Genomic DNA, 26,374 nt, shown 5'->3' with positions numbered 1-26,374 from the left:
TATCTCCAAAAGCTATTGAAATCGCCTGTGCCATATATTGGACTAATGAAGCTGACCTGACTAGGTTTTAGGGCAAGAAAGGTCAGGTGCCCTCATGTTCCGCGCCGCTAGCAAGCAGGAAACCACTGCTTCCGAAGTCCCCTCCCTTCCCGAACTGACGCTCGTCAAGAGCGAGCCGTCGACCGAGTCCCGCCAATTCCTCACGCGCGGCACGCCAGCCTTCCGCCGCGCGACTATCGCGCTGTTTCTCTCCGGTTTCGCCACCTTCTCGCTGCTCTATTGCGTGCAGCCGCTGATGCCGATCTTCTCCGAGGATTTCGGCGTCACGCCCGCCGCAAGCTCGCTGTCGCTGTCGCTTTCGACTGGTTTCCTGGCCTTTGCGATTTTCGGCGCGGCTGCCGTTTCCGAAAGCCTCGGCCGCCGCAGCCTGATGTTCATATCGCTGCTTGGCGCAGCAATCTGTACGATCGTTTGCGCGGTATCGCCGAGCTGGCATATGCTGCTTGCTATTCGCGCGCTCGAAGGTTTCCTGCTGGGTGGCGTGCCGGCCGTTGCCATGACCTATCTGGCAGAAGAGATCGAGCCGCGTGGCCTTGGCGGCGCTATGGGCCTCTATATTGCCGGCAATGCCTTCGGTGGCATGGCCGGCCGCGTGGTGACGGGTACGATCGCCGAATTCCTGAGTTGGCGACCGGCACTGGCCGCCGTCGGTATTCTCGGCCTGATCGCCGCCATCGGCTTTCTCTATCTTCTGCCGCCGTCGCGCAATTTTACTCTGCGCAAGGGTTTCGATATTGCCTTCCACATGAAGGCCTGGGGTGGACACTTCGGCAATGCGGCGTTGTCTCTTCTGTTCGCCATCGGCTTTCTCGCCATGGGCTCCTTCGTCACGGTCTATAACTATGCCGGCTTCCGCCTCGTCGCCGCGCCCTATGATCTCAGCCAGACCGAACTCGGTCTGATCTTCACCGCTTATCTCTTCGGCATCGTCTCCTCGTGGGCTGCGGGTCTGCTCGGTGATCGCATCGGCCATTTCGTCGTGCTGCCGATTGGCGTGCTGATTGCGGCGCTCGGCGCAGCGGTGACGCTTTCCAGCTCCTTGCCATCAATCATTCTCGGCATCGTTCTGGTGACGATCGGCTTCTTCATGACCCATTCCGTCGCCAGCGCGCTTGTGGGGCGGCTTGCCCACGGCTTCAAGGGTCATGCCTCCTCGCTCTATCTGCTCGCCTATTATCTCGGCTCCAGCATTGCCGGCTCGGTCGGTGGCTATTTCTGGCTCGCCGACGGTTGGAATGCCGTGATCGCCTTCATCCTCGTCATGCTGGCGCTATGTCTCGTCAGCGCTCTTGCCGTTGCCAGGCTGGCGCGTCGCTAGGGCCGGGGGCCGCCATGATCCGCATCGACCATCTCGATCATCTGGTGCTCACTGTTGCGAGCATCGAACAGAGCTGCGATTTCTATGCCCGCGTTCTCGGCATGGGCGTCGAAACCTTCGGAGAGGGCCGCAAAGCTCTCACCTTCGGCAACCACAAGATCAATCTGCACCGTGCCGGGCATGAGTTCGAGCCGAAGGCCGATCGGCCGACGCCGGGCTCGGCTGACCTTTGTTTCATCAGCAAGACGCCGCTGGACGACGTCATCGCTCACCTCAGGGCCGAGGGCGTCGCGATCGAGGAAGGCCCAGTTCGCCGAACTGGCGCGACCGGCCCCATTCTCTCGGTCTATTTCCGCGATCCGGACAGCAACCTGATCGAGGTGTCCAATACCCTCTCTTGAGATTGTAGGATCCAGTCGAAGAGTCGTTCTTTGTCCAGCGTGCGGCTGTCTGGTTCCTGAACTGAGATGAAAATCCTGCGCCGGAGGAAACGCATCGTCATTAAAGCGCGAGATCAGGTCCTGATCGCCAGCCAGATGACGTGACGCGCCCCACTCTTGCCATTGGCGCGCGTATTGACCACCTCGGCAACGAAGCCGCTGTCGCGCAGGCGTTTTGTGAAGCGCTCGTCAGACCCCGAAGACCAGACCGCCAGTACACCTCCAGCGCGCAACGCATCGCGCGCCGCCTTCAGACCCTGATAGTCATACAGGCCGTCATTGGCCTCTGACGTGATGCCATCGGGGCCGTTGTCGACGTCGAGCAGGATGGCGTCGTAAGTCGCTTTACTGGCGCGGATGAGCGGGCGCACATCGCCTTCATGCATGGCGACGCGCGGGTCGTCGAGGCAGCCGTCAAAAACCGTTGCCATCGGCCCGCGTGCCCATGCGACGACTGCCGGAACGAGTTCAGCAACCGTGACCTTGGCGTCTGTACCAAGTTCGCCGAGCGCCGCGCGCAAGGTAAATCCCATGCCGAGGCCGCCGATCAGGATATGCGGAGCCTTCCGGCCCTTGATCTTCTCGCAGGAAAGTGTGGCAAGCGCGCGCTCAGAGCCGCTGAGGCGGCTGTTCATCAACTCGTTGGTGCCGAGCATGATGGAGAACTCCTGGCCACGCTGCTTCAAGCGCAGCTCACCGCCACCGGGGATTTTTGCAGTGTCGAGCAAGGTCCAGGGGATCACGGGCAACTCTCCAAAGCAATTCCGGGAAAAATGCGCAGCGGTTTTCCGTCCGGAATTGCGTCTAAAACAGGTCGTCTTGAATTGCCCGGGACCATAGTCTTTCAATGTCGCTAAGAACAGACGCGCTTATCCCAAACGGATATAGGGCACATCCTTTTTCGCAACTTCGTCCAGCGCCTCCTCATAGCCGGCATCGGCATAGCGCATGACGCCGAGCGCCGTGTCGTTGGTGAGCGCATGGTCGAGCCGTTCGTCGGCGGCTTGCGTGCCGTCGGCAACCACGGTGACGCCGCAGCTCGTCATGTAGCCGGCATAGCCGCCGCCGCCGGAATGAACGACGACGAGATCGGCCATCGACGAGCAGAGCATCATGGCGTCGATCAGCGGCCAGTCGGCGATGGCGTCTGAGCCGTCCTTCATACCTTCCGTCATGATGTTCGGATGCGCCATGGCGCCGGCATCCAGATGATCGCGCGAAAAGGCGATCGGGCCTTTGAGTTCGCCGCTGGCGACAAGCTCGTTGACGCGGCGGGCAAGCGCCGTGCGCTCGCCATGGCCGAGCCATGCGATGCGCGCCGGCAGGCCTTCGAAAGGCACATGCTCGCGGGCAAGGCGGATCCAGTTGGTGACGATCTTGTTGTCCGGGAACATTTCCAGCAGCAGATCGTCGATGCGGGCGATGTCGCTTTCCTCGCCCGAGAGCGCCATCCAGCGGAAGGGGCCGATGGCGCGGCAGAAGAGCGGCCGGAGATAGGCTTCGGTGAAGATCGGGATATCGAAGGCGTTAGTGACGCCGCCTTCCTTCGCCTGGGTGCGGATCAGGTTGCCGTTGTCGAAGACTTCGGAGCCCTTTTTCTGGAAGTCCAGCATGGCCTTCACATGCTCGACGATCGAGGCGCGACTCGCCGCCATGAGCTGGCCCTGGCCGTCGTCACGGAGATCCCTGACTTGGCTGAGGCTCATGCCCTTCGGCACGTAGCCATAGACGAGATCATGCGCCGAGGTCTGGTCGGTGACGATATCGGGCACGATGCCGCGCCGTGCAATCTCGGGATAGATCTCGGCCGCATTGCCGACGAGGCCGACGGAAAGCGCCCGCTTTTCCTTGACCGCCGCATCGATCATCGCCAGCGCGGAATCAAGATCAGGCGCGATTTCCTGTAGATAGCCGATTTCCTGGCGCTTCCTGGCGCGCTCCGCATCGATATCGACGCAGAGGATCGCAGCACCTGCCATGCGGCCGGCGAGCGGCTGCGCGCCGCCCATGCCGCCGAGGCCGGCCGTCAGCACGAAACGGCCGAAGAGATCGCCGCCGAAGCGGCGCTCGGCGATGCGCATGAAGATTTCGTAGGTGCCTTGGATGACACCCTGGCTGCCGATATACTGCCAGGCGCCGGCGGTGAGCCCACCCCAGCAGATCAGGCCCTTGCGCTGCAGTTCGTAGAACACCTCGGCCTTCGCCCATTGCCCGACGATGTTGCAGTTCGCCATGATGACGAGCGGCGCCTTGTCATGCGTGCGGATGAGGCCGATCGGCTTGCCGGATTGAATGAGCAGGGTCTGATCCTCATCCATTTCGGTGAGCGCCTTTACGATGCCCTTATGCGCCGCCCAGTTGCGCGCTGCCTTGCCGAGAGCGGCATAGACGACGAGATTATCCGGATCTTCGCCGACCGAGAGCACGTTTTCGAGCAGGCGCAGCAGGGCCTCCTGCCGCCAGCCCTTGGCACGCAGCTCCGGGCCGCCCGGAATGGGGAATTTCGGGTGACGTGGATTGGCTTTCGGCATGATTGCTTTCCCTCTTGTTTGATAATCTCCCCTTCTCCCCCTGGGGAGAAGGTGGCCCGAAGGGTCGGATGAGGGGGTGGCGCGGCATGTGCCCTCTTCGCTTACCGCTCAGACATTCGCTCCATCGTCGCTCACCCACTCATCTGTCCTCACGGACATCTTCTCCCAGCTGGGGAGAAGAGGAGTGTTCTTCAATACTCATTCATTTCGGCGGCAGGCCTTCGACGAAATTCAGCGCGGCCAGAAGCAGCCGCTTGCGCAGCATATCGTTGCCAAAGGCCTCCGACCCGGCGCGCACCCATCCCTGCATTTCACGGTTGCCCGACATCATTGGTTTGACACCATGCTGCTCGAGCGCCCAGGCATCGTTACCCTTGCCGAGGCGGATCAGCATCCCGTCTTCCCGGGCACCGCAAAGCAGGTGGCCGTTGAGCAGAAAGGCCCAGCCGCCGAACATCGCTTTCTCGTTGAGCCCGGGCCTTTGCCCGAGCTCTTCTCTCAGCAATTCTTCAAGACCGGCGTCGCGGGCCATTCAAGCCTCCTGCGCTTCTCAGCCCTTCTTGCCGGCCAGCGCGTATTTCGCGATCTCGATCCCCATGGCCTTTTCGACGGAGGGATAGACGGTCGGATCAAGCACGCTGGCGGACAGAGGAATGATGTCCATCGGCACATGTAGAATGAAAACCTTCATGCCCTCATGCAACTGGCCGACGCTCAAGGGCTCGCCTTCCGGCGACAGCGTGGTGATGACGGAGGGGAAGGTCGCGAGGCGCTTGCCGCCGGTATCCTCGACGGCCATGTATTCGTTCATGACATGCATGACCACGGCCTTGTCACCGCTGCCGACCGTGACAGTGCCGATGTCGAAGGCTTCCTTCGTGTAGACGACATCCTTCTTGGTGATCGTGCCTTCGGCCAGGATATGGCCGCCGGTGGTCTTGCAGATGGCGTCGATGACGGCGCCGCCGCCCTTCTTTTCCGCCTCGATGATCGCCTCGCCGAGCGAGAGCGCCATGGAGATGCCGCCAAGTGCCGCATGCGTGCGGACATAGGAGGCGCGCAGCGGGTTGCGGCAGGAGGCAATGAAGCCGCCGGACTGATCGGATGCCGCGCGCAGGATCGGCGAGATCTTCGCCGTCGCACCCTTCACGACAAGCTCGATATAGCGATTCTCGGCGCGATTGCCGCCGACGGCGGTCTGGATCATCTGCTCGGGCGAACCCGCCATGCCGATCGAGCCCATGTCGCCCGTCGGATGCGCGCGGATATCGCCGACGGCATCCACCACCTTCGTTCCGAGGATGGCCGATGGCAGCCAGCCGTTCAGCGTCGAGGACTTACCGTTCTGGCCGATGATGAGGCCGGAAAGCTTCTCGCCAAGCTCGTCCTGCAGCAGCTGTGCGGCTTTCACGTAGTCGATGCCCTGCATTTCCCAGGGGGTCGTGGAGGCCGGCGCGCCGATGGCGGCTGCCGTGGCGATCCAGTCATTGTCGTTGAGTTCGTCGATCGACACCAGCTCCGGCTTGCCGACATTGACGGCCGCATAGCCGAGCATGCGGCCGTGATCGGCCCAGCCGCCACCGCCTGCCGCATAAACGGAGCCGCCCTTGACGGCCGCTTCCACATCCTTGGCAACGAGTACCCGTCCCATTGACTACTCCCGGTTCTGTTTGAGGTTCTTGTCCATGTCGCGCACCGCTTCGAAGAGCACGGCGGCGCCCATGGCGATGTCGTCATTCTCGGCCCATTCCTCGGCGCAATGGCTGCGGCCTTCCTTGCAGGGCACGAAGATCATGGCGGCAGGCGCGACCTTGGCGATCCAGGCCGTGTCGTGGCCGGCGCCGGAGGCCATGCGGCAATGCTTGGCGCCGACAGTCTCGCAGGCGCGCTCGAGCGTTTCCAGCAGCACAGGGGCGCCCGGCGTCGGCATGTTGTCGGAGACGCGCACCGGCGCATTGATCGTCACGCCAAAATCGGCTGCAATGGTCTTCACCTCGCCGTCGATCCAGGCCAGGAAATCTTCCATGTCGCTGCGGATTTCGGCGCGGCCGTCGATCAGCAGCACGACCTTGGACGGCACGACATTGGCGGCATTCGGCTCGATGCGGAATTCGCCCACCGTGGCGGCAAAATGGCCAGGCGTCTTCGCCTGTTCAGCGGCACGGCTCCGGATGTCGAGCACGAGCTGCGAAGCGGCCACCAGCGCGTCGGCTCGGCGATCCATCGGTGTCGTGCCGGCATGGTCGGCGCGGCCTTCGACGGTGATTTCGATGCGGGTGATGCCGGCGATCGCGGTGACGATGCCGATGTCCTTGTTCTCGGCCTCCAGCACGGGACCCTGCTCGATATGCAGTTCCAGGAAGCCGGCAAGATCCGGGCGTTTCTGGGCAAGTAGCACCGAAGGGTCGCCGCCGACTTCTGCAATGCCTTGCGAAAGCGTACGGTTGCCGCTGGTGCGCGTGAGCCACGCCTCGGGGATCTGCCCAGTCATGCCGCGGCTGCCAATACAGGATACGCCGAAGATGCTGACTTCTTCGGCGAGGAAATCGACGATCTCCAGATCATGGTCGAGCTCGATGCCGCGATCCCCAAGGGAACGCGCGACTTCGAGAGCAGCAATCGTGCCGGCAATGCCGTCGAAGCGGCCGCCATCGGGAACGGTGTCGGAATGCGAGCCGACAAGGATCGTGCCGAGGCCGGGTTTTGTGCCCGCGCGCCGGCCGATCAGATTGCCAGCGGCATCCATCCGCGTCGTGAGCCCGGCTGCCTTCATGCGCGCCTCGATATAGGCGCGTCCTTCGAGGAAAAGCGGCGAGAAGGCGCGGCGCGTCCAGGGGTGGCCCGGCTCGGTGATACCAGCCAGTGCATCGATGTCCTCGGCGATGCGGTCGGCGTTGACGGGCAGGTTGTGGCGCTTGGGTTCGGTCATTAGGCAGCATCTCCGGCAAGAATTTGGCGAGGCAAGGGACGGACGAAGCTGCCGGAGCCGGGTTCGGCCAGCACCTTCTGTCCCTCGGTGATCTGTTTGCCTCTAAGGTAGGCGGCGGACACCGTCCAGGGCAGACGGATGCCATTATAGGGGCTCCAGCCGACGACGTTGTTGCCGCTTGCAGCGGCGTCATAGACCGTTTCGCGCGGTTCCAGCACGACGATATCGGCGTCTTTGCCTGGCGTCAGCGCGCCCTTGATATGGTCGAGGCGGAAGTGCTTGGCCGGGTTTTCCGCCATCAGTTTCGCCGCCCAGGTCAACGGCACGCCGCGTTCCAGGGCACCCTTGACGAAGAGCGGCACCATGACCTCCAGTCCCGGCACGCCGGAAGCGTTTGCCAGCATGTCCGGATTGGTTTTGCGGTTTTCCGACCAGCTGACATGGTCGGTCGAGACCAGCCAGACATTGCCTTCCGCTACCTTACGCCACAAGGTTTCCACTTCGGCGCGCGGGCGGATCGGCGGATTAATTTTCGCCTTGCCGCCAAGACGCCGCACATCGTTTTCCTCGTCGAGCGTCAGATAGTGGATACAGCATTCGACCGTCGCTTCGAAGCCGTCGCGGCGATAGGCGCGGGCGATGTCGTAGCCGCGCCCCAGCGAGCAATGCACGACATGGGCCGAGCAACCCGTATCCGCACCCGTCTCGAAGATCGTGTGCATGGCGAGCAGCTCGGTGATCGGCGGGCGGGAAAGGCCGTGGGCGCGATAGTCGGTCACGCCGCTCGCCTTCACCTGCTCCATGTAGGTGCGGACGGCTTCGTCATCCTCATTATGGACGCCCGCGGTCAGGCCCGTCGGGGCGATCGCGGCAAAGCAGGCGTCAAGCAGGGCAGGTGGGATACGCGGAAAGCGCTTCGGATCGGTGCCGAAGGTCGAGAATTTGAAGGCGGCAACGCCCGCCTCGACCATCTCCGCGATGCGCGCCGGGCCTTCTTCCGGGTCGATCGTGCCGTAAAGGGCGAAATCGACGCGGGATTGCGGCGCGGCATGGTCGATCTTCTTCTTCACCGCCGCTGCCGAGCAGACGAGATTGCCTTCGTCATAGGGCATATCAACGATGGTGGTGACGCCGCCTGCGGCCGCCGAGCGTGTCGACCAGATGAAATCTTCCTGGTCCTTCTGCGAGAGCGAATGCACCTGCGCGTCGATCGCGCCGGGCAGGATCAGCGCCTTGCCGAGCAGATGCCGCTCGCGTGCGGCCGGCGGCACGCCGATGCCGATCTCGGCGATCTTGCCGTCGCGCACCGCGACATAGCCCGCTTCCACGATGCGTTCCGGCAAGACGACGGTGCCCTGCAGAACAAGATCGAAATCCGCCATGTGCATTCTCTCCGCTGGTCGGTTGGTTCAGATAGCAACGGTGTCGTGATAAAGCCGCTCTTCGACCCGCTCCAGCGAGCCGAGCGCGAAGAAGTCATCATAGGCGAGGATCGGCTTATGGGCGATCATTTCCGAAACGAAGGCCTCGGAAGCAAGTTCCTCCTCGATCGCCTCGACTTCGGCCGAAAGAGGTCGGTCGACCACATAGAAGTCGGCATGCTTGCGCACGACGTCGTAGAGCATGCGCGCAACACCTTCCGGTTTGTCACCGAGGATGTCCATTGCCTGCGCCGAAAGCAGGGCTTCCAGCGCCGCCAGGCGCTTCAGCGCCCGCATCTGCCGCTCGAAGCGCTCGATAACCAACGGCAGGAAGGCCGCCTCGTCCTCCATTCCAGCTGCAACCACCAGCGACTGCGCCGAGACCGGATTGGACATGGAGAGCACGCGCGAAAAGATTTCGCCGGCAAGCTTGATGATCGGGCCAAAGCCGGTGGCGATCCGGCCATCCGGCACGAGATTGACCGGCAGGCCGCGCCGCTGGCCGTTGCCGAGCAGGACGCAGCGATTGAAGGCGTTGCGGGCGGCATGCGCCATGCAGATCAGCGCACCTTCAAGCAGAATGGTGACATCGAGTGGAAGAGAACCGCCTGATGTCATGACGCGTCCGTCGACGATGACCGGATTGTCGTCCGAGCGGCCAGTCGCGGCAAGGATCTTGTGGCCGGCGGTCAGCAGGTTTTCGATGACGGCGCCGAAGACCTGGGCGATCATGCGCAGGCTCAGCGGGTCCTGCACATGGGTCGCCACCGGCCAGGGCCACTCGTCCGAGGCGTTGCAGAGCCACGCGCCGATCAACGCTTCGCGCGGCGTGCCGACATGGCGCACCGAAATCCAGGGATCGCGCGAAGTGCCGAGTGCGCCGGCTGCCATCATGCCGGTCGCAAGCAGCACGCGGATCGAGGAGGCGGCATTGCGGGTGGTTTCCGCGGCCGCGGCGAAGCTGACGGCATTGACGCTGAGCGAGGCCAGGCTGTCGCGCGGCAGCATCCTGACGGGGGCGATGCCGGCAGCATCGAAGGCATCGCCGGCCTGCATGCGGCGGCCGCGATAGACGGCTTCGCCGACCCCGGTCAGAACCGCGCCGATCTGGCCCATCAGGCCGATATCGGCGCAGCCGATCGAGCCCGTACGGCGGACCACAGGAATGACGTCGGCGCCAAGCAGCTGCAGATAGGCTTCGATCAGCTCCTGCGAGCAGCCGACTTGCCCCGTCAGCGCCGTGTTGACACGGATTGCCATGGCATTGCGCACGACGGACATGGAGAAGGGGGCGCCCGTGCCGAAATGATGAGCGCGCACGAGGCCGAGATTGAACGCATCGAGATCTTCAGGAGACCATTCGACATCCTTCATGGCGCCGACGCCGGTCGTGGAGCCGTAGACCGGCATGCCTGACTGAATCGTGTTTTCCAGAATGCTTCGTGCCAGGCGCACCCGGGCCATGCCGTTTTCCGATGCCGAGGGCAGGGCGACGCCCGCCCCGATCCGCACCAGGTCGCTGAACCCCAGGGGTTGCCCGCTGAGCTCGATGCCGGCTCTCTGACGCTCCATGTCTTTTGGTCTCCTTTTTCGCAAGGCTATGCGAGCCTCATCGTCAATGGGATATCCCAAATGACGAACACCTCGATCTGTGGCGTGCCGGTGAATTTTCGGACGAGTTCGTCCGACGCGCAACTCTGTGTTTGCACGGATATATAGGCTTGGAGAGGCGAAACGCGGGCAGGGGGCGCGAAGAAGAACTTCGGGGATCAGCTCGAATGCCAGGCGATGTAGAGCAGCGTCAGCGCAATCACCCACAGCGCAAAGCGGCCGGAGCGGCTGTGCTTGGCCTCGGCCTTGCCGATCGCTTCCGCCGTCTGCGGGTCGAAACGCAGGCCGTTCTCGCTCATATGCAGCAGTTCATGATGGAATTTCTCGGTCTTGGCAGCGATCTCGGGTGCCGCTTCGGCGAGCTTCACAGCTGCCTTCAAGCCATCCTTCAGATCGGTCATGATGCGCTTGGGACCCAGATTGGTGCGGATCCAGTCACCGACGACCGGTTCGGAAGCCTTCCACATATTGAAGCGCGGATTGAGCATGCGCGACACGCCTTCGACGACGACCATGGTCTTCTGCAGCATGACCAGCTCGGGCCGCGTTTCCATATCGAAGAGTTCGGTCACTTCGAAGAGCAGGGTCAAAAGCTTGCCCATGGAGATGGTTTCGGCCGGCTGGCCATGGATCGGCTCGCCGATCGCGCGGATGGCCTGCGCAAAACTCTCCGTGTTGTGGTGGGCAGGCACGTAGCCGGCCTCGAAATGCACCTCGGCGACCCGGATGTAATCGCGGGTGATGAAGCCGTAGAGGATTTCGGCGAGGAAGCGGCGTTCCTTGCGCCCCAAGCGGCCGACGATGCCCATGTCGACGGCGACGATCATGCCGGCGGCATCGACGAAGAGATTGCCGGGATGCATGTCGGCGTGAAAGAAGCCGTCGCGCAGCGTGTGGCGAAGGAAGGACTGGATCAGCGCATCGGCGAGCACATTGAGGTCGTGTCCGGCAGCCTTCAGCCCCTCGACGTCGGACATTTTCACGCCGTCGATCCACTCCATGGTGATGACGTCGCGACCGGTGCGCTCCCAATCCACCTTCGGAACGCGGAAGCCGGGATCCTTCTCGGTGTTCTCGGCGATTTCCGAAAGTGCGGCCGCCTCCAGCCGCAGATCCATCTCGACCTTCGTCGTCTGCTCGAGCGTCTTCGTCACTTCCACCGGCCGAAGGCGCCGGCTGGAGGGCATGAAGCGCTCCTGCAGCCCCGCGACGAGGTACATCGCCTTGATATCGTTGACGAAGCGCTGGCGCACGCCCGGCCTGACCACCTTGACGGCGACCCGCTTGCGGCCCTGAGGTGTCTCGACTTCGGCGGTGTGCACCTGCGCTATGGAAGCGGCGGCAATCGGCTCGCCAAAGCTGGCATAGAGATCGTCGATCCGCCGGCCGAGCGATGCTTCGATCGCAGCCGTTGCCATATCATGCGGAAAGAAGGCCATGCGGTCCTGGAGCTGTGACAGGTCGTCGGCCATATCGACGCCGACGACATCCGGTCGCGTTGCCAGGAACTGGCCGATCTTCACATAGGACGGGCCGAGCCGCTCGACCGCCTTTGCAAGCCGGTCGCTGCGGGCCTGGCTCTTGGCCTTCCTGCGGGCGAAGATGCTGACGAAGGACTTTGCGAAGCTGACGGAAGGCGGCAGCCCCTCGGAGGGGAGCGCAATCACCACGCCTTCGCGCACGAGCACCCAGCCGACCCGGATCAGGCCGAAATATGCGCTGAAAGCACTCATAGCACCTCAAGGTCTCGGAGAGTGGAGGCCGTCAGCCGCGTCACATGGCTCGACATCATACTTCAGAGCTTCCAGCCGGAGTGCAGGGCAGCAATGCCGCCGGTATAATTGGTGAAGCTCACGCGCGAGAAGCCGGCCTCGCGGATCATCGTCGCAAAATTCTGCTGGTTCGGGAATTTGCGGATCGATTCGACCAGATACTGATAGGGTTCGGCGTCGCCTGTTATCGCCTTGCCGAAGCGCGGGATGGCATTGAAGGACCATGTGTCATAGACGCGGTCGAGCAGCGGCAGGTCGACCTCGGAGAATTCGAGGACAAGGAGCCGGCCGCCGCGCTTCAGCACGCGATAGGCTTCCTTCAGCGCGACATCAATACGCGGCACATTGCGGATGCCGAAGGCGATCGTATAGGCGTCGAACGAATTCGGCTCGAAAGGCAGTTCCTCTGCATTCGCCTCGACGAAGGTGAGGTTGTCCGAGAGTTTCTTCTTCGCGGCACGCTCGGCGCCGACAGCAAGCATCGAGCCGTTGATATCGAGCACGGTTGCATGCGCCAGCCGGTTGGAGGCTTCGACGATACGGAAGGCGATATCGCCCGTGCCGCCTGCTACGTCGAGCACCTTGTAATTTTCTTCCTTGCGCGGGTTGAGCGCCGCAATCATCGCGTCCTTCCAGGCGCGGTGCATGCCCATGGACATGACGTCATTCATGACGTCGTAGCGCTTGGCAACCTTGTGGAACACCTCGTTGACGAGGCCCTGCTTTTCGCCATCGGCTACTTCGCGGAAACCATAGGATGTTTCCATGCCGCCATCGGCGGAGGTGCGGCTTTCTGCCATCGGCTCAACTCCGTTACACGACAGCGCCGCGCGTCATATGTGACGCGCAAAGGTCGCTGTAGCACATTAAATCTGCTGCATAATTTTGTACTTAAATCGATTCCGATCTCAGGAATTATGCAGTATTCCGCGGCGGACCATAGCGAAATCGCGTTTGCCACGCTATCTCATCAGCCTGATCACCAGCCGCAATGCCCTGGGCTATAGCTCAGATCATAAGCGGTTGAAACATAAAGATGGATAGCCATGCCGGAATTACCAGAGGTCGAAACCGTCCGACGAGGGCTCGCGCCTTCCATGGAAGGCGCCGTTCTGAAGGAGTTGGAGCTGCGCCGCAGCGATCTGCGCTTTCCGTTCCCGGCCGATTTCGCCCGTACGGTGTCCGGGCGCGGCATCACGTCGCTGTCTCGCCGCGCCAAATATCTACTGATCGACCTCGACGACGGCATGACCATCGTCTCGCATCTCGGTATGTCCGGCTCGTTCCGGGTGGAAGCTGGCGCATCCGCCGACGCGCTCGGAACCTTCCATCATCCACGCTCGAAGGATGAGAAGCACGATCATGTCGTCTTTCATCTGACGGGCGCCGGCGATGATGCACGCGTCATCTATAACGACCCGCGCCGCTTCGGCTTCATGGACATCGTCAAACGGACCGACATGGTCAGCCATCCCTTCTTCCGCGATCTTGGACCGGAACCCACGGGCAACGAACTCGGAGCCGATTACTTGGCTAAGCGTTTCGCTGGCAAGGCGCAGCCGTTAAAGAGCGCGCTGCTCGATCAGAAGAATATCGCCGGTCTCGGCAATATATATGTCTGCGAGGCGCTATGGCGCTCGCATCTGTCGCCGCTGCGCGCTGCCGGCACGCTGGTCACCGATAGCGGCAAGCCGAGCGAGGCGCTGCAGAGGCTGGTCGTCGCTATCCGTGAGGTCATTGCCGATGCGATCGCCGCAGGCGGCTCGTCGCTGCGTGATCATATCCAGACCGACGGCTCGCTCGGCTATTTCCAGCATTCGTTTTCCGTCTACGATCGTGAAGCGCAGCCTTGCAGCACGCCGGGTTGCAGCGGTACGGTCGGTCGCATCGTCCAGGCAGGGCGCTCCTCTTTCTATTGCGCCGCCTGCCAAGGCTGATTGAAGGGCCAAAGCTGATCAAAGGGAGAGACAAGTGGCTTACGAAACCCTCATCGTCGAAACACACGGGGCCGTCGGCCTCATCCGGCTCAATCGTCCGCAGGCGTTGAACGCGCTGAATTCCACCGTGCTCGCGGAGCTGAAGCAGGCCTATGCGGCTTTGCACGCCGATGACGCCATCGGCGCGATCGTGCTTACGGGCTCGGAAAAGGCGTTTGCCGCCGGTGCCGATATCAAGGAAATGCAGTCTCTCGATTTCATGGACGCCTATAAGAGTGACTTGTTCAGCGGTTGGGACGAGATCGCCAAGTCACGCAAGCCGGTCATCGCCGCGGTCAGCGGCTTTGCGCTCGGTGGTGGCTGCGAGCTCGCCATGATGTGCGATTTCGTCATTGCCTCCGAGACCGCGAAGTTCGGCCAGCCGGAAATTACGCTTGGCGTCATCCCCGGCATGGGCGGTTCGCAGCGTCTGACGCGCGCCGTCGGCAAGGCCAAGGCAATGGATCTAGTCTTGACTGGCCGAATGATGGATGCCGCTGAAGCGGAGCGTTCGGGCCTTGTGGCGCGCGTCGTACCGGCCGACAAGCTGCTGGACGAGGCGCTGGCCGCTGCCGCCAAGATCGCGTCGCTGTCGCGCCCCTCGGTGCTGATGGCCAAGGAAGCGGTCAACCGCGCCCAGGAAACCACGCTGGAAGAAGGACTGCGCTTCGAGCGCCGCCTGTTCCACAGCCTGTTTGCAACGGAAGACCAGAAGGAGGGCATGGCTGCCTTTGTCGAAAAGCGCAAGCCGGCCTTCAAGAACCGATGAGGACCAGAATCCGGAATTACGAGCCTTCGGCAAGAATCCGCGTTGACGCCGGGGCTCATTCCGGCTATATGCCCGCCACAGTTTGGAAAGCCGCTCTGGTTTTCCGCAATTGCTCCCGCATTGCTGGATGAAGTGGCCGCAGGGCCCGCGCTGCAACGATGGAGTTTTGTTCGAATTCTAAGAGAGGCATACATGGCCAATACTACCTCGGCGAAAAAAGCGACCCGCAAGATCGCCCGCCGCACCGATGTCAACAAGGCTCGTCGCTCGCGCGTTCGCACGTTCGTCCGCCAGGTCGAAGAAGCCATTGCATCGGGTGATGCAGATCGCGCAAAGGCAGCTTTCGTCGCTGCTCAGCCGGAACTGGCTCGCGCAGCCACCAAGGGCGTGCTTCACGCCAACACTGCTTCCCGCAAGGTTTCGCGCCTTGCCAAGCGTGTGAAAGCCCTTTCGGCTCCGACCGCCTAACTTTCCATTAACGGTTTGATCGTTACATTTAAGCCCGGCCCTTGTGCCGGGCTTTTTGGATTCAGCCAAAAAATTGCCGCATTGCCGAAATCGACTGCCTGATCATGTCATTGGCGTGACAGAAATATACTTTTGAAAACAAAGGGTTATGGCAGGATATCTCAGCGCTGCGTGATCTGCGTGACGCATTGCCGGCTCACAAGTGAGTCAAGGGAATTTTTATTTTTTTTGTTTCGAAAGCTGTGAGAATCGCGCCGAACGGGAATCTCTTTGATTCAACAGCGATTCTTTTTTGAAGGCCTTGTGACAGTCAAATATGGCCTCCCGAGTCAATGGCTGCCTCTTAATTTTGTGTAAAATTCATCGTTGATATCTCCCCTCGATCCTGCCTAAATGCATTTCAACAAGGGGCGCGGATTTCACCTTAAACGGCTTTTGGCGAACACCGTCATTAACGGCGGCGCGGGTGGTTTTGTCTCTTGTGACGGAGCGGTTCAGTTTCGTTTTTTCAAACAGTTGACGAGTTAAAGCCGGGAGCGGCAACGCTTGCGGAACGAGGTAGCTTGTCTGTTCTTTACGGCCCAGGTCTATGACGTGGCTGTGGGGAGGGGAGATAAAGTTGACAGCCGTGGGGCAGCCGGTCGGAATACGAGGGCCGACTGATGCTCCTGCTACAGAGACCGGGACGAAGACCGTTTTGAAGAACGGTTTTCGCCATAGTGTTCCTGTAAAGCCCACTGGTTGGGCTCGGCTGATGAACCGGTATGCGGCGCAGCTTGGACAACGAGCGCGACCACCATACCTTGGCGAAGACCCAGGGGCGATGGCGCTATGGCTGCCTTGCCCCGCAAGAGACTGTGGAAGGCGGCATTATATGCAGATTCATACGAGAGCGGCAGGTGCGTTGGAAAATGGGGACAATGCACAGGCGTTCGGTGCGGTTTGCCTAGAAGCGGCGGGGAAAAAGGGAGACGTGGCGCAAGGTGTATTGTTCGAGCGCGTCAGCGCGCGCTTGAAGGCTCAGGTTGGCCCGGATGTCTATGCCAGCTGGTTTGCGCGGCTCAAGCTTCACTCGGTATCCAAGAGCGTCGTTCGCCTTACCGTTCCGACGACTTTTCTGAAGTCGTGGATCAACAATCGTTATCTTGATCTGATCACCAGCCTTTTTCAGGCTGAGGACGCAGAAGTTCTGAAGGTCGAGATTCTGGTGCGCACCGCGGCCCGTCATGGTACGAAGCCGTCCGCCGAAGAACAGGCCGCCGTGCCGGATCAGGCTGCTGTTGCGCCGATCCGACGCGCGGTTGCACAACCGGCCGGCCAGGCCGCCGCTCAGGCGGTGAGTGCGGCTGCAGCTGCTCGGCCTGCGACTGCAGGCTCGCCATTGTTCGGCTCGCCGCTCGATTCCCGCTTCACCTTCGATACTTTTGTCGAAGGCAGCTCGAACCGCGTCAGCCTTGCCGCTGCCAAGACCATCGCAGAAGCGGGTTCCGGCGCCGTGCGCTTCAATCCGCTCTTCGTTCACGCGACGGTCGGCCTTGGCAAGACGCACCTTCTGCAGGCGATCGCCAATGCAGCCGTTCAGAACCCGCGCGGCCTGCGTGTGGTCTATCTGACCGCGGAATACTTCATGTGGCGCTTTGCAACAGCGATCCGCGACAATGACGCGCTGACGCTGAAGGACTCGCTGCGCAATATCGACCTGCTTATCATCGACGACATGCAGTTCCTGCAGGGCAAGATGATCCAGCACGAGTTCTGCCATCTGCTGAACATGCTGCTCGACAGCGCCAAGCAGGTCGTCGTTGCCGCCGACCGTGCTCCCTGGGAGCTGGAATCGCTCGATCCGCGCGTTCGTTCGCGTCTTCAGGGCGGTGTTGCGATCGAAGTTGAGGCACCGGACTATGAAATGCGCCTTGAAATCCTCAAGCGCCGCCTGGATGCCGCCCGTCAGGACGATCCGTCGCTGGAAATCCCGGCGGAACTCCTTTCTCACGTCGCTCGCAATGTCACGGCAAGCGGTCGCGAACTGGAAGGCGCCTTCAACCAGCTCATCTTCCGCCGTTCCTTCGAACCGAATCTGACGGTCGAGCGTGTTGACGAGTTGCTTGCGCACCTGGTCGGCTCCGGCGAGCCGCGTCGCGTCCGCATCGAAGACATCCAGCGCATCGTTGCGCGCCACTATAATGTCTCGCGTCAGGAGCTGGTTTCCAACCGCCGCACGCGCGTCATCGTCAAGCCGCGCCAGATCGCCATGTATCTGTCAAAGACACTGACGCCGCGCTCCTTCCCGGAGATCGGCCGCCGCTTCGGTGGTCGTGATCACACCACGGTTCTGCACGCAGTGCGCAAGATCGAGGAATTGATCTCCGGTGACAGCAAGCTGTCGCACGAGATCGAGCTGCTAAAGCGCCTGATCAACGAGTAAGCCTCGCGATCGGCATTCCCTCGATGTTTACGGCCGGCCTAACCGCCGGCCGTTTCTTTTGTGCGCTTTGCTCGTGGGTCATAGGCGAAGGCGCAGCGGCCCATCCGGCATCGTTGTCGCCTCTGAAAGCACACGCCGATCTACGCCGGTGGCGTGGTGTGCGAAACCTCGGAGAACAGCCAGGCGCGCAGGGCCGCAATCGCTGGCCGCTCCAGTGCGCCGGGGGGATAGACGAGGTGATAGGCGAGCGCGCTCGCCAACCCGATCGGGAAGGGCGCAACGAGCGTACCATCAGCCAATTCCTGCTCCACGAAGGAGCGGCGCATCAGCGCCACGCCGAGCCCCGCCTTCATGGCGTGATAGGCGCCCATGCCATCGGTAAAGACCGGTCCGTGCATGGCGTCCACGCATGTTGCGCCGGCAGCCTGCAGCCAGAGTTCCCAATCCCGTCGATAGACGTCGTGGATCAGGGTCAGATTGGCGAGAGTATCGACCGCAGGGGAGGTGCCAAGCGCTGCTGCCATCTCGGGCGTGCAGATCGGCACATATTCGTCATCGAGCAGCCTTTCGCTCGCCAATCCCTCATAGCCGCCAAGGCCATGGCGAATGGCGATGTCTATTCCATCCCGCTGGAAATCCATCATTCGATGCGAGGCGCTGATCCGGAGATCGATGTCGGAGTGCGCCTCCTCGAAGCGTCGCAGCCGCGGCACCAGCCAATGCGTTGCAAAGCCGGCGGTGCAGGTGAGGGTCAATACGGTGTCCTTCGAGCGCATGGCGAGCGCCGCGGTCGCCTCGCGGATGAGACGAAAAGCCGTCCGCATCGTTGCGAAATATTCTGCACCGTCCGTCGTCAGGGCAAGGCTGCGCGCCCGCCGTTCGAAGAGCCGCACGCCGAGCGAGCTTTCGAGATCGCGGATCTGCAGGCTGATGGCGCCCGGTGTCACATGCAGCTCGTTTGCGGCCAGCGTCATGCTGAGATGCCGAGCTGAAGCTTCGAAGGCGCGCAGCGCCGAAAGGGACGGCAATTGATCCATGATGATTGAGTTCAGCTAAATCATTCTTCGAAAAAGACTCGTTTGTCAGAGCCCCTGTATCGCGAGATTATTCCAGTAATTCGAATGGTTGGCAATGATGTCAAGCCATGCCATCAGTAAGTAAAACTCAATTGAAAAAATGCTGGAGATGATCTCATGCTGCAGAAATCCATGGGCGCAGTCGAGTGGAGCTTGTTGGTGGGCCTATCCATTCTTTGGGGTGGCTCCTTCCTGTTCAACGGCATTCTGGTGCATGAGCTTCCGCCCTTCACCATCGTCACAGCCCGCGTTGGGCTGGCTGCAATCGCCTTGAACATCATCGTGCGAGCGACCGGGCATTCGATGCCAAGAGATCGTCAGGCGTGGTTCGCCTTCTTCGGAATGGGTTTTCTCAACAACGTCATTCCCTTCCTGCTCATAGTCTGGGGCCAGACGCATATTGCCAGTGGCCTCGCCTCGATCCTCAACGCCACGACGCCGCTGTTTGCCGTTGTCGTTGCGCATTTCCTGACGGCGGATGAGAAGATGACAGGAAATCGCCTGATCGGCGTCATCGTCGGCTTCGCCGGCGTGGCTTTGATGATCGGCCCGTCCGTGTTGGCGAGCCTCGGCTCCAACGTGCTGGCGCAGCTCGCCGTGCTGGGTGCCGCTTTCAGCTATTCGTTGGCCGGCATATTCGGTCGTCGCTTCCGCCGCATGGGGCTGGCGCCCATCATTCCCGCCGCCGGTCAGGTGACGGGCTCGGCCATAATGCTTCTGCCGATTGCGCTCTTCATCGATCACCCATGGACGCTTGCAGTGCCGTCGGGGGAAACCTGGTTGGCGCTCGCCGGTCTCGCCATTCTGTCGACCGCCGTCGCCTATGTGCTGTTCTTCCGCATTCTGGCCACGGCCGGCGCCACAAACCTGATGCTGGTGACCTTCCTCATCCCCGTCAGCGCGATCCTGCTTGGGGCGCTCGTTCTCGGCGAGAGCCTCCAGCCGAAGCATTTCATCGGCATGGCGCTGATTGCGCTCGGCCTTGCGGCGATCGATGGAAGGTTGCTTGCCCTTGGGAGACGGCGGGTGACAGCGCAATAGCGCGCCGCGTCAGTTCAGCAGGCGAGGTCGGCGACCACCGAGTCGAGAACCAGCATTCCCGTCGGCGTGCAGCGCAGGCGGGAATTGCCGATCCGCTCTATGAAGCCGTGTTCCAGTAAAAACGCCTCGCGCTGAGGATCGGGATCGCGGCCGGAAAGCTGCTGCCAGCGGGCGAGATCGACGCCTTCCCGGAGCCGCAGGCCCATCAGCAGCAATTCGTCGGCCTGTTCGTCGAAGCCGAGCATTTCCTGGTCGATCATGCCGTGACCGTCGCGCTCGACCATTTCAAGCCAGCTCTCTGGCTTTCGCTCCGTAGCGGTCGCGAGTTTCTGTGGGCCTTGCGTCAGCCGGCCATGAGCGCCGGGGCCGATGCCGGCATAGTCGCCATAGCGCCAATAGGTGAGATTATGCCGGCTCTCGGCGCCGGGACGCGCGTGGTTGGAGACCTCATAAGCCGGCATGCCCTCGCGCTCGGTAATCTCCTGTGTCGCCTCATAGAGCAGTGCCGATTGATCGCCGTCTGGCACGATCAGCTTGCCGGCCTTGTGAAGGCCGTAGAAGGGCGTGCCTTCCTCGATCGTCAGCTGATAGAGCGAGAGGTGATCGACCGCATAGGAGATTGCCTCCTTCAGCTCGCGTTCCCATTCCTCGACGGTCTGGTTCGGACGGGCATAGATGAGGTCGAAGGACATGCGCGGGAAGATCTCGCGCGCCAGCTTGATCGCCTTCAGTGCATCGGCGACATCGTGCAGGCGCCCCAGAAATTTCAGGTCGCGGTCGTTCAGCGCCTGTACGCCCATCGACACGCGGTTGACGCCGGCCGCACGATAGCCGCGAAAGCGCTCCGCCTCGACGCTCGAGGGATTGGCTTCCATGGTGATCTCGATGCCATCGGGCATATGCCAGGTCTTGGCAATGCCATCGAGGATCGCGCCCACAGTTTCCGGCTTCATCAGCGACGGCGTGCCGCCGCCAAGGAAGACGCTGGTTACCGTCTTCGGGCCGCTGATCATCCGCATCGTCGCCATTTCCTTTAGAAAGGCGGCAGCGAAACGTTCCTGGTCGACCGGCTGGTGACGGACATGGCTGTTGAAATCGCAATAGGGACATTTGGCCGCGCAAAAAGGCCAATGCACATAAACGCCGAAACCGGGTTCGCCGGTATCAGGTAGCAATTGCGCTCCGCGCATCAGGTCCTGCGTATCCACGATCTCCACGAAGTAAGCTTACGCCTCCAGACAGGTTTCGACAAAGACCTTGAAGGCTCGGGCACGATGCGACAGCGCGTGCGAATCGCCATGCTTCCAGCCATGCTTCTGGTCGGCGCTCATCTCGCCGAAGGTGGTCTCGTATCCCTCAGGCTTGAAAACCGGATCATAGCCGAAGCCTTGGCCGCCGCGCGGCGGCCAGACAACGGTGCCTTCGACCTCACCGCGGAAAAGCTCGGTATGCCCGTCCGGCCAGGCGAGGCAAAGTACGCTGACGAAGCGCGCCCTCCGGCTTTCCGCAGAGGTGGCGCCGGCCTTTTCGAGAGCCGTTTCGACCTTCTGCATCGCCATCGCGAAATCGCGGGTCCCGTCAGGCGTCTCAGCCCAATTGGCGGTATAGACGCCCGGATCGCCGCCGAGCGCATCGATCACCAGGCCGGAATCGTCGGACAGCGCCGGCAGGCCGGAGGCATGTGCCGAGGCGAGCGCCTTGATCGTGGCGTTTTCCTCGAATGTCGTGCCCGTTTCATCCGGCTCGATAAAATTGAGGTCGGCGGCCGACTTGGCGGTAAAGCCGAAGGGGCCGATCAGGTCCTGTATCTCGCGGATCTTGCCGGCATTGTGGCTGGCGACGACGATGGTCTTGGTGTCGAGCTTGCGCATGTCTTGTCCCGTCATAGGCCCCAGATGCGGGGTTCGGCGCATTCCAGGCTGTTGCCGGCCGGATCGCGGAAATAGATCGAACGGCCGCCGTTCGGCCAGTGAAAATCGGCTTCGATGGCGATGCCGGCAGCTTTCAGCTTCTGCGCCGTTGCCTCGATCTCGTCGCCATCGACGCGGAAGCAGACATGGCCGGCACCCTTGGTGCCATGCGGTGGCACGGGCAGGGCGCCCGGTTCATGCGGCTTCACTGTTTCCTCGCTGTTGAAGATCAAAAGCACGCCTGGTCCGCAACGATAAAAGACGTGACGCTTGCCGCCGCGCGAGATTTTCTCCAGCCCGAGAATACCGCCATAGAAGGCTTCGGCAGCATCGAGATCGTCCGCGTAGAGCGCGGTTTCAAGGATACCTCCGAGTGTCGCATTGCTCATCGGGCTAGCCCCTCACCCTAGCCCTCTCCCCGCAGGCGGGGAGAGGGGACGATCTCATCCCAATCGCCCTCCAATCCCAGTGCAGCGGAGAGATGCTGGAAGGTGCGTCTTGCCCCTTCTCTCCGTGCGGACGGGGAGAAGGTGGCCGATAGGCCGGATGAGGGGCAAGCCACAGGTTTCGCATTTGCCGATGTCCTCAGGCGATTGCCTGCTTCTGCAATGCCACCAGCTCGGCGATGCCGTTCTTGGCAAGGCCCATCAGCGTGGCGAATTCCTCTTCGCTGAACGGTGTACCCTCAGCCGTTCCCTGGATTTCGACGATGCCGCCCTTGCCCGTCATGACGAAGTTGGCGTCTGTTTCCGCCGAGGAGTCCTCGAGGTAGTCGAGGTCGATCACCGGCTGGCTGGCGAAGATACCGCAGGAGATGGCGGCGATGTGGTCCTTGAGCACGCGCTCGACCTTGAGCATGTTGCGGCTTTCCATCCACTTCAGGCAGTCGTAAAGCGCGATCCAGCCGCCGGTGATCGACGCGGTGCGGGTGCCGCCATCAGCCTGGATGACGTCGCAGTCGACGGTGATCTGCCGCTCGCCCAATTCCTTGAGGTCGACAACGGCGCGCAGTGAGCGGCCGATGAGACGCTGGATTTCCTGCGTGCGGCCGCCTTGCTTGCCGGCTGCAGCCTCGCGCTTCATGCGTTCGCCGGTTGCGCGCGGCAGCATGCCGTATTCGGCCGTGACCCAGCCCTTGCCGCTATTGCGCAGCCATGGCGGCGTCTTGTCTTCCAGGCTTGCCGTGCAGAGCACATGCGTATCGCCGAACTTCACCAGGCACGAGCCTTCCGCATGCTTGGAAAAATTGCGCTCGAACGACACCTTGCGCATCTGATCGGTTTTTCTGCCTGAAGGCCGCATCCCACTCTCCTGAAAGTTCGTTGACCGCTTCTACGACCCATAAGCCGCTTTTGCAAAGGAAAAGCAGGTTGAAAAGCCCTGGTGCGGCGAGGAGCGCATTTTTCCCTTTTGCGATTGCTAACCGAATGATTATATTTTCGCTAAGGCTCAACGGAATGGATTTGGCAGCGAAATGGTATTCACGACATCGTCGGTTTCGGATGTCATTGCTGCGCTCGACGAACGCTCCAAGGAAATATTCCGCCGCATCGTCGAAGGCTATCTGGAGAATGGCGAGCCGCTCGGTTCGCGCAACCTCTCGCGCCTGCTGCCGATGTCGCTTTCGCCGGCTTCCGTGCGCAATGTCATGAGCGATCTCGAAGAGCTCGGGCTGATCTATTCACCGCATATCAGTGCCGGCCGGCTGCCGACCCAGGTCGGATTGCGCTTCTTCGTCGATGCTTTCATGCAGGTCGGCGATCTCTCGGCCGAGGACCGCGCCAGCATCGACCGTCAGGTACGCGGCAGCCATCGCGACCAGCCGATGGAGTCGGTCATGACGGAGGCAAGCCGCATGCTCTCGGGCATTTCGCGCGGCGCCGGTCTCGTCATTACCTCCAAGAGCGATCCCATCCTGAAGCATGTGGAATTCATCCGCCTGGAGGCGACCAAGGCGCTTGCAGTGCTGGTCGGCGATCACGACCAGGTCGAAAATCGCATCATCGAATTGCCCGCCGGCGTCACCTCGTCGCAGCTGACGGAAGCCGCCAATTTCCTCAACGCCCATATGACGGGTCAGACCTTGCCGGAATTGCGCCGGCAACTGCAGAACCTGAAGGATAGTGTTCGCAGCGAGCTGGATAGTCTTTCGCATGAGCTGGTCGAGCGCGGCATCGCCGTGCTGTCGGGCGATGAAGACGACGGCAAGCCGACGCAACTCATCGTGCGCGGCCACGCCAATCTGCTGGCAGAGGTTGGCGGCGCCGAGGATTTGGATCGCCTTCGCCTGCTCTTCGACGACCTCGAAAAGAAGGACAGTCTCATCGAGATCCTCAACCTTGCCGAAAGCGGCCCGGGCGTGCGCATCTTCATCGGCTCGGAAAACAAGCTCTTCTCGCTGTCCGGCTCCTCGCTCATCGTTGCACCCTATCGCGACGAGGATGATCGCATTGTCGGTGCGGTCGGCGTCATCGGCCCGACGCGGTTGAACTATGCCCGCATCGTGCCCATGGTGGATTACACGGCGCAGCTGATCTCGAGGCTATCGCGGCCCGGGATGTGACGAGAGGGGATCTGACGGCAGCGATCAATCGGGAAGCAGCGTTCCGGATCCGCCCATCTCAGCCGGAAAATCCTTCTGCTTCGGTAGCCCGTCTTTTAGATGCAGCACCGTCGTCTCGTAGTTGACGTGCAGCGCCGGCTGAAAATCGAGGTCGGGAAGGACGGCGGCGTAGACGTCGGTTACGCCCCACGGCGGATGCTCGGTCAAGAGATGGCCGCCGCAGACCGTGCACCACTTGCGCACGCTCTTCTCGGTTTTCTGGTAGCTGCCGATCTTGTCCGCGCCCTTGGTAATGTGAACCGCTTGCGGCGGCCAGAGCGAGAAGGCGTTGACCGGCCCCGCCGACCATTCCCGGCAGGAGTCGCAATGACAGTAACCCATCGCCATTGGCTCGCCATCGACTGCAATCTCGACTGCGCCGCAGAAACACTTGCCTGAAAGGGATTTGCCATTAGACATCGATCACACCCCACGCTGGCTGAGATGTATTTTAGCATATCATCATGGAATGGCACTGAACAGCCGACATCCTCAGTGGCATCTTGGCCGAACGGGTATCTTGCTGTGACCGCAATGCTGCGAATTGGCTGTTCTTCTCGACAAAGCCTTGATTTTTTCCGGCTAAACCTCGATATCGGGCACATCCAAAAGACAAAGCAATTCGGAGACCGTCATGACCGACGAAACAACGAAAACCGGACCTGACGCTACGGCGGCCGACACTTCAGCGAATTTCGCGCAGGATGCAGCGGAAGCCGTTGATATGGCGGAACCGTCTCAGCCCGATCCGGTTGAGCTGCTGAAGGCCGAGAACGGCGAACTGCGTGATCGCTATCTTCGCCTTGCCGCCGAGATGGACAATCTTCGCCGCCGCACCGAGCGCGATGTGAAGGATGCCAAATCCTATTCCGTGGCAAGCTTCGCCCGTGACATGCTCGCAGTGGCAGACAACCTGCGCCGCACGCTGGACGCCATTCCGGCAGAGGCGCGTGCTGGTGCCGATGCCGGCCTGAGCACGCTGATCGAAGGCGTGGAGATGACCGAGCGTTCCATGCTTTCGGCTCTGGAGCGCCATGGCGTGCGCCAGCTCGAGCCGATCGGGCAGAAGTTCGATCCCAATTTCCATCAGGCCATGTTCGAAGTGCCGAACCCCGAGGTGCCGAACAATACGGTCGTACAGGTGGTCCAGGCCGGCTTCGTCATCGGCGACCGCGTTCTGCGCCCGGCTATGGTCGGCGTTGCCAAGGGCGGCCCGAAAGTCGTCGAGAATGCCGACGGCGGCAGCAACAGCCCGCTCGACGAAAAAGACGCCTGATCGTCGCACCCCAGAGCGGTTCAGTTTTTACGCAATTCCGGACGGAAAGCCGCTGCGCATTTTTCCTGGAATTGCTCCAACAAAAAATAAGAGCCGGATGATTTCAGATCATCCGGCTCTTATTTTTGCCTTGGTCCGATGCGATCCAGGCCGTTAAAGCATGTCGCGCAAAAGTGTGCAGCGGTTTTGCGACAACGACATGCGCAAAATCAAAAGACCTAAAGCGCGAGAAGCGAATCTGAAAGATCGCGACGCGCTTTAGGCGGCGTTGGAGGCCTGTTCTTCATTGAGGAATGCGTAGATTGCCGAGGCCGATTCCGTGGCGCGTAGCTTCGCGACCAGATCCTGGTCTCGCAAAACGCGGGCGATGCGGGAGAGTGCCTTGAGGTGGTCGGCGCCTGCGCCTTCGGGCGCGAGCAGCAGGAAGACGAGATCGACGGGCTGGTCGTCCAGTGCCTCGAAATCGACCGGCGCCTCGAGGCGCGCGAAAATCCCTGCGATGGACTTGATGCTGGCAAGCTTGCCGTGCGGGATGGCGATGCCGTTGCCGACGCCGGTGGAGCCCAGACGCTCACGCTGCAGCACGACATCGAAGATCTCGCGTTCCGGTAGTCCGGTCAGTTTGGAGGCCTTGGCTGCCAGCTCCTGAAGCAGTTGTTTTTTGGAATTTGCCTTCAAGGCGGGGATGATCGCATCTTGGTGTAGCAAATCTGCCAATGCCATTCTCTTTATCCTTCGTGTCGCCGAGA

25 protein-coding genes are annotated in these 26,374 nt (G+C 61.5%); 9 read left to right on the top strand and 16 right to left on the bottom strand.

The features are described from left to right. Positions 1–94: 94 nt before the first annotated feature. Positions 95–1,378, top strand: a complete 1,284-nt coding sequence (locus GA0061102_RS01170; protein WP_092843234.1) for an MFS transporter — start codon at positions 95–97, stop codon at positions 1,376–1,378. A gap of 14 nt (positions 1,379–1,392) precedes the next feature. After that, positions 1,393–1,779, top strand: coding sequence for a VOC family protein (locus GA0061102_RS01165; protein WP_092843232.1), 387 nt, complete (start codon positions 1,393–1,395; stop codon positions 1,777–1,779). A 113-nt stretch (positions 1,780–1,892) separates the two neighbouring features. Here the strand turns inward: GA0061102_RS01165 and GA0061102_RS01160 are convergent, their stop codons facing one another. The 9 genes from GA0061102_RS01160 to ubiE form a co-directional block, all read right to left on the bottom strand. Beyond that, positions 1,893–2,561 (bottom strand): spermidine synthase, encoded by a 669-nt coding sequence (locus tag GA0061102_RS01160; RefSeq protein WP_092843230.1) that lies wholly within the window; start codon positions 2,559–2,561, stop codon positions 1,893–1,895. A 126-nt stretch (positions 2,562–2,687) separates the two neighbouring features. Beyond that, positions 2,688–4,349 carry a thiourocanate hydratase gene (locus tag GA0061102_RS01155; RefSeq protein ID WP_092843228.1) on the bottom strand — a complete coding sequence of 554 codons (1,662 nt, stop codon included), beginning with the start codon at positions 4,347–4,349 and terminating at the stop codon, positions 2,688–2,690. Between the two features lie 202 nt (positions 4,350–4,551). After that, positions 4,552–4,881, bottom strand: a complete 330-nt coding sequence (locus GA0061102_RS01150) for a TfoX/Sxy family protein (protein WP_092843226.1) — start codon at positions 4,879–4,881, stop codon at positions 4,552–4,554. 18 nt (positions 4,882–4,899) lie between these two features. Then, positions 4,900–6,000, bottom strand: coding sequence for a thiohydantoin desulfurase (locus GA0061102_RS01145; protein WP_092843225.1), 1,101 nt, complete (start codon positions 5,998–6,000; stop codon positions 4,900–4,902). A 3-nt stretch (positions 6,001–6,003) separates the two neighbouring features. Beyond that, the gene (locus GA0061102_RS01140; RefSeq protein ID WP_092843223.1) at positions 6,004–7,278 is read right to left on the bottom strand and encodes a Zn-dependent hydrolase; all 1,275 of its coding nucleotides are present in this window, start codon (positions 7,276–7,278) and stop codon (positions 6,004–6,006) included. Then, the gene (locus GA0061102_RS01135; RefSeq protein WP_092843221.1) at positions 7,278–8,660 is read right to left on the bottom strand and encodes a dihydroorotase; all 1,383 of its coding nucleotides are present in this window, start codon (positions 8,658–8,660) and stop codon (positions 7,278–7,280) included. The genes GA0061102_RS01140 and GA0061102_RS01135 overlap by 1 nt, the downstream gene beginning before the upstream one ends. 27 nt (positions 8,661–8,687) lie before the next feature. Continuing rightward, entirely contained in the window at positions 8,688–10,271 is a 1,584-nt protein-coding gene (locus tag GA0061102_RS01130) for an aromatic amino acid lyase (RefSeq protein WP_092843220.1), read from the bottom strand. Between the two features lie 197 nt (positions 10,272–10,468). Further along, positions 10,469–12,043, bottom strand: coding sequence for a 2-polyprenylphenol 6-hydroxylase (ubiB, locus tag GA0061102_RS01125; RefSeq protein WP_092843218.1), 1,575 nt, complete (start codon positions 12,041–12,043; stop codon positions 10,469–10,471). 62 nt (positions 12,044–12,105) lie between these two features. After that, entirely contained in the window at positions 12,106–12,882 is a 777-nt protein-coding gene (gene ubiE, locus GA0061102_RS01120; protein WP_092843217.1) for a bifunctional demethylmenaquinone methyltransferase/2-methoxy-6-polyprenyl-1,4-benzoquinol methylase UbiE, read from the bottom strand. A gap of 246 nt (positions 12,883–13,128) precedes the next feature. Between ubiE and mutM the strand changes: the two genes are divergently transcribed. The 4 genes from mutM to dnaA all read left to right on the top strand — a co-directional run bounded on the left by mutM (position 13,129) and on the right by dnaA (position 17,720). Continuing rightward, the gene (gene mutM / locus GA0061102_RS01115; RefSeq protein ID WP_092843215.1) at positions 13,129–14,019 is read left to right on the top strand and encodes a bifunctional DNA-formamidopyrimidine glycosylase/DNA-(apurinic or apyrimidinic site) lyase; all 891 of its coding nucleotides are present in this window, start codon (positions 13,129–13,131) and stop codon (positions 14,017–14,019) included. Positions 14,020–14,053: 34 nt separating this feature from the next. After that, positions 14,054–14,827, top strand: coding sequence for an enoyl-CoA hydratase (locus GA0061102_RS01110; RefSeq protein WP_092843214.1), 774 nt, complete (start codon positions 14,054–14,056; stop codon positions 14,825–14,827). A gap of 192 nt (positions 14,828–15,019) precedes the next feature. Next, the gene (rpsT, locus tag GA0061102_RS01105) at positions 15,020–15,295 is read left to right on the top strand and encodes a 30S ribosomal protein S20 (RefSeq protein WP_004108374.1); all 276 of its coding nucleotides are present in this window, start codon (positions 15,020–15,022) and stop codon (positions 15,293–15,295) included. An 874-nt stretch (positions 15,296–16,169) separates the two neighbouring features. Continuing rightward, a complete protein-coding gene (dnaA, locus tag GA0061102_RS01100; protein ID WP_092843212.1) occupies positions 16,170–17,720 on the top strand; it encodes a chromosomal replication initiator protein DnaA in 1,551 nt (516 codons plus the stop codon). A 140-nt stretch (positions 17,721–17,860) separates the two neighbouring features. Here the strand turns inward: dnaA and gcvA are convergent, their stop codons facing one another. Continuing rightward, the gene (gene gcvA, locus GA0061102_RS01095; protein WP_208858594.1) at positions 17,861–18,757 is read right to left on the bottom strand and encodes a transcriptional regulator GcvA; all 897 of its coding nucleotides are present in this window, start codon (positions 18,755–18,757) and stop codon (positions 17,861–17,863) included. Between the two features lie 156 nt (positions 18,758–18,913). Here gcvA and GA0061102_RS01090 point away from each other — a divergent pair, with 156 nt between their 5' ends. Beyond that, the gene (locus tag GA0061102_RS01090) at positions 18,914–19,837 is read left to right on the top strand and encodes a DMT family transporter (protein WP_092843207.1); all 924 of its coding nucleotides are present in this window, start codon (positions 18,914–18,916) and stop codon (positions 19,835–19,837) included. A gap of 14 nt (positions 19,838–19,851) precedes the next feature. Here GA0061102_RS01090 and hemW read toward each other — a convergent pair whose 3' ends face one another. From hemW to rph, 4 genes are all read right to left on the bottom strand, one after another. Beyond that, positions 19,852–21,027 (bottom strand): radical SAM family heme chaperone HemW, encoded by a 1,176-nt coding sequence (hemW, locus tag GA0061102_RS01085; RefSeq protein WP_092843668.1) that lies wholly within the window; start codon positions 21,025–21,027, stop codon positions 19,852–19,854. A 36-nt stretch (positions 21,028–21,063) separates the two neighbouring features. After that, the gene (rdgB, locus tag GA0061102_RS01080; protein ID WP_092843666.1) at positions 21,064–21,708 is read right to left on the bottom strand and encodes an RdgB/HAM1 family non-canonical purine NTP pyrophosphatase; all 645 of its coding nucleotides are present in this window, start codon (positions 21,706–21,708) and stop codon (positions 21,064–21,066) included. Positions 21,709–21,719: 11 nt separating this feature from the next. Continuing rightward, entirely contained in the window at positions 21,720–22,136 is a 417-nt protein-coding gene (locus GA0061102_RS01075; RefSeq protein WP_092843205.1) for a VOC family protein, read from the bottom strand. 196 nt (positions 22,137–22,332) lie between these two features. Continuing rightward, positions 22,333–23,049, bottom strand: coding sequence for a ribonuclease PH (rph, locus tag GA0061102_RS01070; protein ID WP_092843203.1), 717 nt, complete (start codon positions 23,047–23,049; stop codon positions 22,333–22,335). 172 nt (positions 23,050–23,221) lie between these two features. On the opposite strand from rph, the gene hrcA reads away from it, so the two are divergent. Continuing rightward, entirely contained in the window at positions 23,222–24,310 is a 1,089-nt protein-coding gene (gene hrcA / locus GA0061102_RS01065; protein WP_092843201.1) for a heat-inducible transcriptional repressor HrcA, read from the top strand. 24 nt (positions 24,311–24,334) lie between these two features. On the opposite strand, the gene GA0061102_RS01060 is transcribed toward hrcA, so the two are convergent. Continuing rightward, on the bottom strand, positions 24,335–24,769 hold the full coding sequence (locus GA0061102_RS01060; protein WP_092843199.1) for a GFA family protein: 435 nt from the start codon (positions 24,767–24,769) through the stop codon (positions 24,335–24,337). Positions 24,770–24,983: 214 nt separating this feature from the next. Here GA0061102_RS01060 and grpE point away from each other — a divergent pair, with 214 nt between their 5' ends. Further along, complete coding sequence (gene grpE, locus GA0061102_RS01055) at positions 24,984–25,625, top strand: nucleotide exchange factor GrpE (protein ID WP_092843197.1); 642 nt, start codon at positions 24,984–24,986, stop codon at positions 25,623–25,625. Between the two features lie 258 nt (positions 25,626–25,883). Here grpE and ptsN read toward each other — a convergent pair whose 3' ends face one another. Then, the gene (gene ptsN / locus GA0061102_RS01050) at positions 25,884–26,348 is read right to left on the bottom strand and encodes a PTS IIA-like nitrogen regulatory protein PtsN (RefSeq protein ID WP_004120731.1); all 465 of its coding nucleotides are present in this window, start codon (positions 26,346–26,348) and stop codon (positions 25,884–25,886) included. Positions 26,349–26,374 lie beyond the last annotated feature (26 nt).

Origin of the sequence: Martinezella miluonensis, from assembly GCF_900094545.1 — a bacterium.
GTDB lineage: Bacteria > Pseudomonadota > Alphaproteobacteria > Rhizobiales > Rhizobiaceae > Rhizobium > Rhizobium miluonense.
This window is presented reverse-complemented; position numbering and strand designations above follow the sequence as displayed.

Excerpts from the sequence above, each read along its gene's own strand:
- GA0061102_RS01130 (WP_092843220.1), bottom strand. The coding sequence starts at position 10,271 with ATGGAGCGTCAGAGAGCCGGCATCGAGCTCAGCGGGCAACCCCTGGGG.
- ubiE (WP_092843217.1), bottom strand. The coding sequence starts at position 12,882 with ATGGCAGAAAGCCGCACCTCCGCCGATGGCGGCATGGAAACATCCTAT.
- dnaA (WP_092843212.1), top strand. The coding sequence starts at position 16,170 with ATGCAGATTCATACGAGAGCGGCAGGTGCGTTGGAAAATGGGGACAAT.
- gcvA (WP_208858594.1), bottom strand. The coding sequence starts at position 18,757 with ATGGATCAATTGCCGTCCCTTTCGGCGCTGCGCGCCTTCGAAGCTTCA.
- GA0061102_RS01135 (WP_092843221.1), bottom strand. The coding sequence starts at position 8,660 with ATGGCGGATTTCGATCTTGTTCTGCAGGGCACCGTCGTCTTGCCGGAA.
- GA0061102_RS01140 (WP_092843223.1), bottom strand. The coding sequence starts at position 7,278 with ATGACCGAACCCAAGCGCCACAACCTGCCCGTCAACGCCGACCGCATC.
- GA0061102_RS01170 (WP_092843234.1), top strand. The coding sequence starts at position 95 with ATGTTCCGCGCCGCTAGCAAGCAGGAAACCACTGCTTCCGAAGTCCCC.
- rdgB (WP_092843666.1), bottom strand. The coding sequence starts at position 21,708 with ATGCGCAAGCTCGACACCAAGACCATCGTCGTCGCCAGCCACAATGCC.
- rpsT (WP_004108374.1), top strand. The coding sequence starts at position 15,020 with ATGGCCAATACTACCTCGGCGAAAAAAGCGACCCGCAAGATCGCCCGC.
- rph (WP_092843203.1), bottom strand. The coding sequence starts at position 23,049 with ATGCGGCCTTCAGGCAGAAAAACCGATCAGATGCGCAAGGTGTCGTTC.
- GA0061102_RS01165 (WP_092843232.1), top strand. The coding sequence starts at position 1,393 with ATGATCCGCATCGACCATCTCGATCATCTGGTGCTCACTGTTGCGAGC.
- ubiB (WP_092843218.1), bottom strand. The coding sequence starts at position 12,043 with ATGAGTGCTTTCAGCGCATATTTCGGCCTGATCCGGGTCGGCTGGGTG.
- GA0061102_RS01145 (WP_092843225.1), bottom strand. The coding sequence starts at position 6,000 with ATGGGACGGGTACTCGTTGCCAAGGATGTGGAAGCGGCCGTCAAGGGC.
- GA0061102_RS01060 (WP_092843199.1), bottom strand. The coding sequence starts at position 24,769 with ATGTCTAATGGCAAATCCCTTTCAGGCAAGTGTTTCTGCGGCGCAGTC.
- GA0061102_RS01090 (WP_092843207.1), top strand. The coding sequence starts at position 18,914 with ATGCTGCAGAAATCCATGGGCGCAGTCGAGTGGAGCTTGTTGGTGGGC.
- GA0061102_RS01075 (WP_092843205.1), bottom strand. The coding sequence starts at position 22,136 with ATGAGCAATGCGACACTCGGAGGTATCCTTGAAACCGCGCTCTACGCG.
- grpE (WP_092843197.1), top strand. The coding sequence starts at position 24,984 with ATGACCGACGAAACAACGAAAACCGGACCTGACGCTACGGCGGCCGAC.
- hemW (WP_092843668.1), bottom strand. The coding sequence starts at position 21,027 with ATGCGCGGAGCGCAATTGCTACCTGATACCGGCGAACCCGGTTTCGGC.
- GA0061102_RS01155 (WP_092843228.1), bottom strand. The coding sequence starts at position 4,349 with ATGCCGAAAGCCAATCCACGTCACCCGAAATTCCCCATTCCGGGCGGC.
- ptsN (WP_004120731.1), bottom strand. The coding sequence starts at position 26,348 with ATGGCATTGGCAGATTTGCTACACCAAGATGCGATCATCCCCGCCTTG.
- hrcA (WP_092843201.1), top strand. The coding sequence starts at position 23,222 with ATGGTATTCACGACATCGTCGGTTTCGGATGTCATTGCTGCGCTCGAC.
- GA0061102_RS01150 (WP_092843226.1), bottom strand. The coding sequence starts at position 4,881 with ATGGCCCGCGACGCCGGTCTTGAAGAATTGCTGAGAGAAGAGCTCGGG.
- mutM (WP_092843215.1), top strand. The coding sequence starts at position 13,129 with ATGCCGGAATTACCAGAGGTCGAAACCGTCCGACGAGGGCTCGCGCCT.